The following is an 11,895-nucleotide window of genomic DNA, read 5'->3' as shown; positions in this document are numbered from 1 at the left end:
AATGCTCTCTTAGGCAGTAAACACAAAACAGTCTAAATAACCGATTTCATCAGCTTTGATTTTATTCATTGGGGTCGCGTTGTGCCACACTTCACGGTCATTAATTAATGCAAACAAACCGTCTTTAATCTCCATCTTAAAGCAAGGTTCAACGTCTTTATTCTCATAGACCAACAGCTCACCACCTTGCAGATTGTGGTGTGACACGCCACACACGCAGACATGGTCAAAACCGTCTTGATGAATACCTTCTGGCGCTGGCGGAGTATCGCTTTCAATGGCGAGCATGCGGAACTGATGTACTTCGATAGCGCGTTCATCATTGATTCCTGTCATGGCTTTGAATTGGGACAATAAATGCTTGAATCCGTCGCTGTGGAGTAAATCCTCAGTTAAGTTTTCATAAACTCGCTCAACATTGCCTTGAAAAGTATTGATAGAGCCGTCTTGTACAAATGCTTTGGTTGGTTGTAGTTGGACCTGCTCACCATCGAACTTCACCACTGAATAGCGACGCTTACGAAAAGCTCCATCGGCATAAGGGTTATCCGGTAAGTGATTGAAAGTAGGTTTCACCGCGTCGATATGCGGCTGTGCGATAAAACGTAATTGCAGTAAATTCTGGTTGTGATTGGTTGTCATCAGAAACTTCGCCTATTGATGAAAATCTGGCGAGGATCATAATCTATTCGGCGAGAAAATTTGATTTCATTTAACTAGCTTTAGTTTGATTTTGGTCTTATTTTTCCATAAAAGCAAACAATATTAGATTTATACGCCAATAAATTTGCATAAAAAAAGGCCAGTTTTTTACTGGCCTTTTTGATCCTAAACGGTGCTTAAACCGCTTGCTGGATGATCACAGTATCCGCTTTTTTGGTGTACTGTGGCATCTTGTGGAAGTTCAAGTAACGGTAGGTATCAGCCGCCGTTGCGTTGATCTTCTCTGCGTACTCTTGGTACTCAGCAGGCGTTGGTAATTTTCCAATAATCGCCGCTACCGCAGCAAGTTCTGCTGATGCTAGGTAAACGTTTGCACCTGTACCTAAACGGTTCGGGAAGTTACGTGTAGAGGTAGAAACAACGGTCGCTTTATCCGCTACACGTGCTTGGTTACCCATACACAGTGAACATCCTGGTGTTTCGATACGTGCGCCAACGCGGCCGTAAATACCGTAGTAACCTTCGTCCGTTAACTGGTCACGGTCCATCTTCGTTGGAGGAGCAATCCACATACGAGTTGGTAATTGACCTTTAAAGTTATCCAGCAGTTTACCTGCAGCACGGAAGTGACCGATGTTAGTCATACAAGAACCGATGAACACTTCATCAATCTTGTCACCTTGAACATCAGAAAGCAGACGTGCGTCGTCTGGATCGTTTGGCGCACACAGGATTGGCTCTTTGATTTCAGCTAGGTCGATATCAATGATATGCGCGTATTCTGCATCTGCATCCGCTTCCATCAACTCTGGGTTTGCAAGCCACTCTTGCATCTTAGCGATACGACGTTCGATAGTACGCACATCACCGTAACCTTCAGAGATCATCCACTTAAGCATAACGATGTTAGAGTTCAAGTATTCAGCAACTGATGCTTGAGACAGTTTAACTGTACAACCCGCGGCAGAACGCTCAGCTGACGCATCAGAAAGTTCAAACGCTTGCTCAACCGTTAAGTGCTCAACACCTTCAATCTCTAGGATACGACCAGAGAACTCGTTCACTTTACCTTTCTTCTCAACCGTCAATAGACCTTGCTTGATGGCGTAGTAAGGAATAGCGTGAACTAGGTCACGTAGTGTGATACCTGGTTGCATTTCGCCTTTGAAACGCACTAGGATTGATTCTGGCATATCTAGTGGCATAACACCTGTTGCTGCTGCGAATGCAACTGCACCAGACCCCGCAGGGAATGAAATACCAAGAGGGAAACGCGTATGTGAGTCACCACCAGTACCAACTGTGTCAGGTAGTAACATACGGTTTAACCATGAATGGATAACACCGTCACCTGGGCGAAGTGAAACACCGCCACGGTTCATGATGAAATCAGGAAGGGTGTGGTGCGTTTGTACGTCAATTGGTTTTGGATATGCAGAGGTGTGACAGAAAGACTGCATCGTTAGATCTGCTGAGAAACCTAAACACGCAAGATCTTTAAGTTCGTCACGCGTCATTGGACCGGTAGTATCTTGAGAACCCACCGTCGTCATCTTAGGTTCGCAGTATTGACCTGGGCGAACGCCTGCAACGTTACATGCACGACCAACCATCTTCTGCGCAAGCGTATAGCCTTTACCTGAATCCACAGGTGCTGCTGGCTTACGGAAAATCGTTTCTGCAGGTAAACCAAGAGACGCACGCGCTTTGTCAGTTAAGCCGCGACCAATGATAAGTGGAATACGACCACCGGCACGTACTTCGTCAAGAATTACGTCTGATTTTAAAGTGAACGTAGTGATCACTTCATCAGTACCGTGACGCTTTACCACACCTTCAAATGGGTAGATGTCAATTTGGTCGCCCATGTTTAGGTCATCAACTGGTAACTCGATTGGTAATGCACCTGAGTCTTCCATCGTGTTGAAGAAAATTGGTGCAATTTTGCCACCTAAACATACACCACCAACGCGCTTGTTTGGTACGAATGGGATGTCTTCACCCATAAACCAAAGTACTGAGTTGGTTGCTGATTTACGAGAAGAACCCGTACCAACAACGTCACCTACGTACGCAAGTGGTAAGCCTTTCGCTTTTAATTCTTCTAGTTGAGAAATAGGACCGATTTCACCAGCTTTTTCAGGCACAATACCATCACGCTCGTTTTTCAACATTGCAAGTGCGTGTAGTGGAATATCTGGACGTGACCAAGCGTCTGGAGCAGGAGATAGGTCGTCTGTATTCGTCTCACCCGTCACTTTGAATACGGTAACAGAGATTTTCTCAGCCACATTTGGACGCTCAAGGAACCAGTCAGCATTTGCCCATGACTCAATTACTTTTTGCGCGTTAACATTACCTGCTTTGGCTTTTTCTTCAACATCATAAAACGCATCGAACATCAGTAATGTGTGTGATAGGCCTTTTGCCACGATTGGCGCAAGCGCTTCATCGTCAAGTAAGTCAACCATTGGTTCGATGTTGTAACCACCAAGCATAGTGCCAAGTAGTTCTGCGGCATATTCTCTTGATACCAGCGGTGAACTTGCTTCACCTTTAGCTACAGCAGCAAGGAAACCCGCTTTGATATAAGCTGCGTCATCCACACCTGGTGGTACACGGTTTACCAATAGGTCAAGAATGAACTCTTCTTCGCCCGCTGGTGGGTTTTTTAATAAATCGATTAAATCTGCGGTTTGTTGCGCGTCGAGAGGCTTAGGAACGATGCCTTGCGCTGCGCGCTCTTCTACATGTTTACGGTAATCTTGAAGCACAATATTGCCCTCTTGGTGACGTGGAGGAAAAGGGAGATGCGATCACTCGCTTGGTATCCCTACACCTAGAATTTATCGTTATAGATTATAAGGCCTTTAAGTATAGATGAAAATGACAGCACGGCGAGTCCATCTTATAGTGACTATAAATTTTGTGAATACTTACCCAGAAAAACTTTGCTCGATGTGAATAATAGCTGTTTGCATTCAATTTTTCGCCTTTCCTCAGCGAGGTATAGACACAAAAAAGCCCGAAGACAAGTCGGGCTTTTTCTAAAGTTAAAGACGCTTACTTGCGGCTTACTTTTACTTTTTCAGTTGCACTTACTTGTGCTTCAACGCGACGGTTTTCAGCGTGTGCATCACGGCTATTAGCGGTGTTTTTCAAACGCTCTTCACCGTAACCAACAGTGCTAATACGACCCGCATCAATACCTAATCCAGAAAGTTGCTTAGCTACTGAGTCAGCACGCTTTTTAGATAACCATTGGTTGTACTTAGCTGCACCAACTGCAGATGCGTGGCCTTCAAGTACGACTGTTGATTGTGGGTGTGCTTTCATAAATTCAGCAACCGCTTTGATATCATCAAAGTACTGTTGTTTTACTTGTGCATTGTCATGTGGGAAACGCACAAGCAGGCTTACAGTCACTTGCTCATCACGGTATAAAGTACAACCTTTGCTGTCTACTGCATCGCTCATTGGCGTGTTAGCACATTGGTCATCTGCGTCCATCACACCGTCATTGTCTGAATCAACAGGGGCTGCCACAACTGGCTCTGGAGCTGCTTCTACAGGCTTTGCACTACCCGTGCCGCCAAAGAAATAGTTAACGCCAACTTTACCATTCCAGTCTGAGTAACCACGGTCAAGACCTTGGTAAACCGCACCTTCTAAGTTCAACGCCCAGTTTTCGCTTAACATGTGACGGTAACCCGCACCTAAGTTAGCAAAAGTCATGCTTTCAAAGGCGTCAATCGATTTGATACCGAATAGACCGTAGAATGGACCGCCATCAAAATGGTACAAACCATCTACACCAAAACGGCTGCCATCAAGTGAACCGGTACGTGCGCCAGACAAATCAAAATCCATGTCTGCATACTCAATACGCGCACTCCAGAAGTTGTTAAAACGATAACCCAGTTCTGCACCCCAAGAGGTTGAGTCATCGACATTTACACCCGCTACGTCACGGATGTTTTGCCATTCAGATTTGTAGTAATCACCGAATACGCCTAAATAAACGCCTTCGTTGTTGTCTTGTGCATGAGCTGAACCAGCAGCTACTAATAACGCTAAACTAAGTGCTTTTAATTTCATGTTTCTTCCCGTCCTTTTCTCGCGTCGCGAAAATAGCGGCGCTGTCTACATTGACTGTAATGATATTAGCCAATTTATTAATTAATACTTAACGCAGAGGCAATTTAATCCGATTGCACCAAGAATATTATAACTGATGCCCGAATAAAGTTTGATACAAACCTTCCTCAGATAGTAAATTTTCATGACAACCACTTTGACTCACTACCCCATCGTCCAATACATAGATCACGTCTGCTTGTTTAATCGCACTTAGACGGTGCGCAATAATCAAGGTGGTACGCCCACTTAGGAAAGTTTCTAAGTTTCTATGGATACGTGCTTCGGTCTCTACGTCGAGCGCTGAAGTTGCTTCATCGAGAATGACCATTTTAGGGTCACCGAGCACCATACGTGCAATTGCTAAACGCTGCCTTTGCCCGCCTGATAGTCGCATACCGTTGCGCCCGACCAAAGTATCAAGCTGTAGTTCCAAACCTTCAACTGTGTGTGCTAGTTCAGCTATTTGTAGTGCTTGCCACAGTTCAGCATCTGAAGCATCTGCACCCATAGTTAAATTTTCTCGAATAGTAGCATTGAGCAAAATGGGCTGCTGTAACACGGTGGCAACATTACTACGCACTGTATCATATCCAACATGCTCAATCACTTGATTATTAATAAAAATATCCCCGCCTTGTTTTTCATACAAGCCGAGCAATAACTGCACTAGGGTTGATTTCCCGCCACCAGATACCGCGACCACTGCGGTTTTTTTCGCCGCTGGGATGATTAAACTCACGCCTCTTAGCACGGGCAAGTCGGGCTGATAGGCAAAATCCACTTGTTTAAATTCGACTGCAATACTTGGCTCGTCAACAAACGGATTAACCCGCTGAAGGTAAGTCGGCTCTGCCGCAAAGCCAAGAACCTGATTTAAACGTCCAAGCGCAGCGCTGGCACCATAATACGCATATTGAATACCGAGTAACTCTTGCACTGGCCCCATCATAAACCACAGGTAACCAAATACCGCGAACATCTGACCTACGCTCAAGTCAGAGAACACCACCATTAACATGGCAATAGCGCGAAACAGTTCAAAACCAAGTAAAAACACCGTAAAGCTCAATCGGTTCACCGCATCGGTTTTCCACTGCGCTTGCACTGAGCGTTGCTGCAATTGCTTTGCGGCATCTAACACTTGGGCAAAATAGGTTTTTTCTCGTCGCGAGGCTTTTAATTGCGTGATGGCATCTAAGGTTTCTACTAATGCAGTCTGAAATGCTTCAAATGCCGCATTCTGGTCTTTCTTCAGCGTTTTAACGTGCTTGCCAAAGCTGCGCGAGAAGTAAATCACCACTGGGTTTAACAGCAAAATCACCGCACCTAAAATAGGGTCTAACCATAGTAACACCACCGCAGTGCCTAAAATGGTTAATATGCCGATCAGGAAGCGTGATAAGGTCTGGCTAATAAAGCTATCAATGGTTTCAACGTCTGTAACACAGCGCGAGCTAATGGCTGCTCCCCCTTGTGTCTCATAAGTTTGCAGTGTCACTTTAGGTAAGTGACTCAGCAAACGTTGGCGAATGCCAAAACTAATGGTTTTGCCTATGATGGTAAATTGTTGTGATTGCCACACCCCTAGACCTAAACTGAGTAAGCGCATCACTACAACGGCAAAAAAAATACTAAAAATATACCCTGTAGCATTTTGCCAGCCTGCAGGTAACCAGGCATTCAAAAACTCAATAGCAGGGCCTCCTTGCGCCAACAGCACTTCGTCAACCAACAATGGCATCATCAATGGGATCGGGACACTGATAAGCGCAGCTAACAAAGCAATAACATGTGCCAAAGTTAAGGTTTTTTTGTGCGCCGCAACGTCGTGGAGCAGCCCTTTAAAAGTCAATGGCCCATCGGCCTGAGTAGAGATTACTTGCATTAGGTTCCACAAAAAGTCTGGTAGCCAGCACCCGCATTAGGGTCTGGGGTGATGTAACGAGAGTCTAGCTGTTCATAATGATAAGGTGATGACAATGCCTTGAGCCAAACTTCTAACTCCTCGTAGCGACCTTGCTTCGCCTCAGCAATAAAATGCTCGACCAGATGATTACGAGGAATAATGGCTGGATTGCTTGTACGCATAATTGCGAGCGCAGCTTGAGTCTCGATGGCCGCCAACCAACGTTCACACCAATCATTCAGCTGGACAGGCAAAGCAAACGGGCTAGCGTGACCATTGGCGAGCAAACAGGTCAAAGCGGCAAAAGTGTTGGTGTAGTCGAATTTATGCTCAGTTAGTAACGTTTTAAACTCTACCAGTAGTTGCTGATGCGTGGCGTTATCCGGCATCAAACCTAGCTTGTCGCACCACATTTTTTCATATTCATGATGAAACTGGGTGGCAAATTGCGCTAACACCGCAGAGAGTTCTGTCACTGCCTGCTGCTCATCATCACCCAATAACGGAATTAAACACTCTGCTAAGCGCGCGCAGTTCCAACTCGCGATATTCGCTTGTTGGCCAAATGCGTAGCGCCCATTACGGTCTATAGAACTAAATACCGTATTCAAATCATAACCTTCCATCATGGCACAAGGGCCATAATCTATGGTGTCACCGCTGATAAGCGTGTTATCCGTATTCATCACGCCATGAATAAAACCCACCCGCAGCCAGTGAATGATGAGTTTTACCTGCCGTTCACAGACGTGTTTAAAAAAGGCCAGTACTCGCTGCGATCCGGTTGCATCAATCTCGGGATAGTGAGTTTTTATTGCCAACTCCAACAACTGCCACAATGCACCTTCATCTTGCTGCAGCGCCAAATATTGAAAGCTACCCACGCGAATATGACTCGTGGCCAATCTAAACACCACAGCACCTTGCTCGGCGCCTTGACGATAAACCATTTGCCCCGTACTTATCACCCCTAAGCAATGCGTCGTTGGCACGCCAAGCGCCGCCATGGCTTGGCTCATGACAAATTCCCGCACCGCAGGGCCAAGCGCACATAAACCGTCCCCTCCACGCGAGAATCGCGTGGCCCCGCTACCCTTGCTTTGTAAATCAAACCACCCTAATGGTGTGTCAAGCTGGGCCAGTAAGTGTGCTCTGCCATCACCTAGGCTGGGATTAAACTGACCAAACTGATGACCACTGTATGCTAACGCTACACTCTCGACTAAGCTTTTGTCCGGTTCACCCGCAAGGAAAGCCAGTGAACCAGCAGCACTCCATGGCCACGCTAAGCCATCAGCGAGCTGCTGGTGCCACAGCACTAATTTTGCGTTTGGAAAATGTTCGCGCTCGGCAGGACTTGCCAATGCACTACCAAGGGCCGTGTATCTAGAAGGGTTAAAATACATAAATTCAACGTAATGGCTATCGCTCTATATCGTTAAGCATAACATGTAAGTGTATTTTTGTGTGACAGACTGGCCCTATGAAACCACTCCACTATATTTAAAAAAATGCTGCGATATGAATACCTATGCTCAAACTTCTTTGTCTGTTCGTGCTGAGTTTATTCACCCAGACTGTGGCTGCACAGCACATCTACATTACCACAGGTGAGTGGCCTCCTTACATGGACAGTAAGGCCGAGGATAAAGGCTGTGTCGCTCGCTTGATCCGCGATGCGTCTGCCGTCAGTGGTGCGCAAGTGCATTTTGTCTTTATGCCGTGGGAGCGGGCTTATTTTGAAGGTTTAAAAAACGAGTACATTGGTAGTGCGTATTGGTATTACAGCGCCGAGCGGGCGGAAGCTTACCATTACACGCGCAACCCCATCACTATGGAAAGCAGTTACTATTATTATCTCAAAGAGCAACCGCCCAAATTAGATGACCTCAACGGCTTGGTAGGACACACGCTGATTTTGACCAAAGGCTTGACCTATCCGGTGGCGCTGTTGGATTTAATTGAAACTAAGCACATTAATGTGGTCGAATCGACTTATACCAGTAAGAATTTTCCTTTGCTGCTCGCTGGTCGCGGTAATGTCACTATTCTGACTCAAGATACGGCGCAAAACTACTTAGAGCAGCTTTCCGCCGCTGAACGAGCACGCTTGGTGCAACATCCTGAGCCGGCTTTTACTATGGCGGGCTATTTGCTGGTGAATCATCACAATCTCAATTATGCGGCCCTATTTGATTATGGGCTCAGCCACATCCTTGCGGATCCCATTTACTACACCAACTATCAGACTTCCTGTCCACCGTTGCCTTTAAAAGCGCCCCCAGTGATTGAAGCCCGGCCGTTTTATCACTGATTGACTATGCTTGGTTAGGAATAATTTGAATTTCCACGCGTCGATTCTGCGCTTTGCCACTTTCTGTGCTATTTGAAGCGATCGGTTGCGACTCACCCATACCTTGCACTTGTAAACGGGCCGCCAGTACTTGTTTTGACACCAGATAGTTGCGAACACTCATCGCACGCTGCTCAGATAAACGTTGGTTGTGATCTGCAGCACCAGTCGAATCGGTATGGCCAATGATGTTGAGATAGGTTTTGTCGTATTTATTCATCACCTGCGCCACGCCATCTAAGGTATTAAAGAATGAACCTGAGATCACAGCTTGGTTAGATGCAAAGGTGATATTCGAAGGCATAACTAACGTCATGTTATTGCCATCACGCACCACTTCAACGCCAGTACCCGCTAAGGCATCACGAAATTCTGCTTCTTGCTTGTCCATATAATCACCGATAGCAGCACCGGCTAGCGCACCGATAGCAGCACCGATAAAAATTCGCTTATCTTTATGGTTGCCGGTTGCTTTACCAAGCACGGCGCCTGTCGCAGCTCCAATTGCTGCACCTTTACCAGTATTAGTGGTTTGACAGCCACTAAGCGCCAAGGCCAATACACTCAACGCAAGCACTGATTGATACGCTTTCATACTTATATCTCCCATCAAGTTTGTACTTACATTTTGGCGCACCAAGCTGAATCGGCTCTGAAGCTAAGGGCAATTCACCGACATTAAGGTAAAGATTGTAGCTTTTTAGGAATGGCAGGCAACTGATAAGGCGCAACTAATAGGGACAAACGATTACTGTGATGTAACGCAGCCATACCACTGCGGACTAAGTCGCCACCATGGGAGCTTGAAAATTGACGACTTAAAGCGAGGTTGCCGTAAATAGTTTGCGTATGACGAAAAGCCACTTTGGCCAATTGATAACTCGGCTGATTGAGAATGCTCATGGCATGATCGGCGGTTTCTTCTACTGCTATCACCAAGTCAACTCGCTCTTTAAGCAACAAGTCTATCGCGGTTTTTTCGTCGTTGATTAATACCCGATTGATTTTCTTATCTTCATCGAAGCGCGGAAAAAACGCGCCACCACGGATCACCGCAATGCGTTTATTGTATAAGTCTTCGTAGCGCGTGACGCTAAGGTCGTTATCAGCCCGTTTGTAAAATACGTAAGAGGATTCCAACACCATATAAGGCGGTTCAACAAATGCCATGATCTGGCGCCGTTCAGGGGTTGCGACTAAGCCGCCCATAGCATCAATTTCGCCCTGCGCGAGCATTTTCAAACAGCGCGGAATAGGACAAGCCACAGGTGCTAATTGGTAGTCAGCAAGTTCCGGCATGGCACGCAAAATATCAAGCACCAGACCACTTTTGACTTGTTCATTTTCAATATAACTATAGGGCGGCGCATGATCGACACCAACCATAATCACTTGCTTTGCGACGCTTGGCAGAGCCAAAAACCACATCATAGCTGTCAGCGTTCTTAACATAAGTGATTTCACTTCCCGATTAAGACTCATTTATTACTGTAGCCATAAATACCACAGCTTGCGTATAGGCTGGCACGAGTCACATCAAACCGTCATAATATGGTCATTTTATTGCCATAAACTACTTGGTCAACGGCTAAATTGTTACCTTCTATGTTAATTACTATTTTTTATCAATTTTTTCTCCTTGGCTGGACTAGCTTTGGCGGACCAGCGGCACATTTAGGTTATTTCCAGCGCCATTTTGTTAGTCATTTAGGCTGGCTAAGTGCCGAGCGCTACGCCCACCTAATTAGCTTGTCACAAATTTTACCGGGTCCTGGATCAAGTCAGGTTGGCTTCGCTATTGGTATGGAGAAAGCAGGCTGGCTTGGCGGTCTTGCAGCCTTTATCGGCTTCACTTTGCCCTCTTTTTTAATCATGGTACTACTTGCTTTTGCTACCAATACCTTAGGCCAGCAAACCATGGGGATTGTCGCTGGACTTAAATTGTTTGCAGTAGTGATAGTGGCTGATGCGATTATCAGTATGGCAAGAAGCTTTTGTAAAACGCTAACGGCTCGGCTGATCGCCGCTTTTGCCGCAATCGCCTTTATGCTCTTGCCTTCATTTGCTGGTCAGTTGCTAATTCTAATTGCAGTCACAACGTTTGGCGCTGTGGTGCCACAAACTTCACTTCCCAACGATAGCCAAAAAGCGCCATTAAGCACTTTACCTTGGCAGCCATTAGCGTTATTTATTGGCCTCTTTGTATTGAGCTTAACGCTTTGGCAAGACTCTTTATTTGGGCAAATCTATCAAGCTGGGGCGTTGGTGTTTGGTGGCGGCCATGTGGTGCTGCCGTTATTACAAGCAAGCGTCCCGACCCTACCTGACAGTGAATTTTTGACCGCTTATGCTGCAGCGCAAGCAGTACCCGGCCCCATGTTTACCATTGCCAGCTACTTGGGTGCGCTTGCTGAAGGCACGCCAAGTCTGGGTGGCGCATTCCTTGCGACCATCGCTATTTTTTTACCGGGCTTACTGTTGATGGGGAGCTTTATCGGCCATTGGCAGGCGCTGTTAACCCGACCCCGCTTTGCTAGCATTAGCGTTTGCCTAAATGCGGCTGTAGTTGGACTCTTAACCGCGGCGTGGCTTGACCCGATTATCCCCGCAGCCATAAGTTCTTACTGGCATTGGCTGGTGGTACTGCTAGGTTACATGGTGCTGGTGCGCTTTAAGCCGCCAATCTGGACACTATTGCTGGCTTTTGCCATCGTTGGCCTGATGTCTTAAAGCAAAAACGCGGCTTAGGCCGCGTTTCAGACTGTTGAAAAAGGGCTAGACACAGATCTAGCCCTTTGATCTAATAAGCACAGTGAGTATCGAGAGTTCACCA

At 46.3% G+C, this 11,895-nt stretch carries 9 protein-coding genes; 2 read left to right on the top strand and 7 right to left on the bottom strand.

Features of this window, described 5'->3' with window-relative positions; genetic code table 11:
• Nucleotides 1–9: 9 nt before the first annotated feature.
• From ACFOEE_RS17675 to ACFOEE_RS17655, 5 genes are all read right to left on the bottom strand, one after another.
• Nucleotides 10–642, bottom strand: a complete 633-nt coding sequence (locus tag ACFOEE_RS17675) for a 2OG-Fe dioxygenase family protein (RefSeq protein WP_377127444.1) — start codon at nucleotides 640–642, stop codon at nucleotides 10–12.
• A 197-nt stretch (nucleotides 643–839) separates the two neighbouring features.
• The gene (acnB, locus tag ACFOEE_RS17670) at nucleotides 840–3,437 is read right to left on the bottom strand and encodes a bifunctional aconitate hydratase 2/2-methylisocitrate dehydratase (protein ID WP_377127441.1); all 2,598 of its coding nucleotides are present in this window, start codon (nucleotides 3,435–3,437) and stop codon (nucleotides 840–842) included.
• 289 nt (nucleotides 3,438–3,726) lie between these two features.
• Complete coding sequence (locus ACFOEE_RS17665) at nucleotides 3,727–4,761, bottom strand: OmpA family protein (protein WP_377127438.1); 1,035 nt, start codon at nucleotides 4,759–4,761, stop codon at nucleotides 3,727–3,729.
• A 127-nt stretch (nucleotides 4,762–4,888) separates the two neighbouring features.
• Entirely contained in the window at nucleotides 4,889–6,688 is a 1,800-nt protein-coding gene (locus ACFOEE_RS17660) for an ABC transporter ATP-binding protein (protein ID WP_377127435.1), read from the bottom strand.
• The gene (locus ACFOEE_RS17655) at nucleotides 6,688–8,115 is read right to left on the bottom strand and encodes a protein adenylyltransferase SelO (protein WP_377127432.1); all 1,428 of its coding nucleotides are present in this window, start codon (nucleotides 8,113–8,115) and stop codon (nucleotides 6,688–6,690) included. Before ACFOEE_RS17655 ends, ACFOEE_RS17660 begins: the two co-directional genes overlap by 1 nt.
• A gap of 125 nt (nucleotides 8,116–8,240) precedes the next feature.
• Between ACFOEE_RS17655 and ACFOEE_RS17650 the strand changes: the two genes are divergently transcribed.
• Nucleotides 8,241–9,023 carry a substrate-binding periplasmic protein gene (locus ACFOEE_RS17650; protein ID WP_377127429.1) on the top strand — a complete coding sequence of 261 codons (783 nt, stop codon included), beginning with the start codon at nucleotides 8,241–8,243 and terminating at the stop codon, nucleotides 9,021–9,023.
• Between the two features lie 4 nt (nucleotides 9,024–9,027).
• On the opposite strand, the gene ACFOEE_RS17645 is transcribed toward ACFOEE_RS17650, so the two are convergent.
• Both ACFOEE_RS17645 and ACFOEE_RS17640 read right to left on the bottom strand, forming a co-directional pair.
• Nucleotides 9,028–9,657, bottom strand: coding sequence for an OmpA family protein (locus ACFOEE_RS17645; RefSeq protein ID WP_377127426.1), 630 nt, complete (start codon nucleotides 9,655–9,657; stop codon nucleotides 9,028–9,030).
• Between the two features lie 83 nt (nucleotides 9,658–9,740).
• The gene (locus ACFOEE_RS17640; RefSeq protein ID WP_377127423.1) at nucleotides 9,741–10,514 is read right to left on the bottom strand and encodes a substrate-binding periplasmic protein; all 774 of its coding nucleotides are present in this window, start codon (nucleotides 10,512–10,514) and stop codon (nucleotides 9,741–9,743) included.
• A 153-nt stretch (nucleotides 10,515–10,667) separates the two neighbouring features.
• On the opposite strand from ACFOEE_RS17640, the gene chrA reads away from it, so the two are divergent.
• The gene (chrA, locus tag ACFOEE_RS17635) at nucleotides 10,668–11,792 is read left to right on the top strand and encodes a chromate efflux transporter (RefSeq protein ID WP_377127420.1); all 1,125 of its coding nucleotides are present in this window, start codon (nucleotides 10,668–10,670) and stop codon (nucleotides 11,790–11,792) included.
• Nucleotides 11,793–11,895: the final 103 nt, after the last annotated feature.

It is taken from the genome of Pseudoalteromonas fenneropenaei (assembly GCF_042643375.1).
Taxonomy (GTDB): Bacteria; Pseudomonadota; Gammaproteobacteria; order Enterobacterales; family Alteromonadaceae; genus Pseudoalteromonas; species Pseudoalteromonas fenneropenaei.
This window is presented reverse-complemented; position numbering and strand designations above follow the sequence as displayed.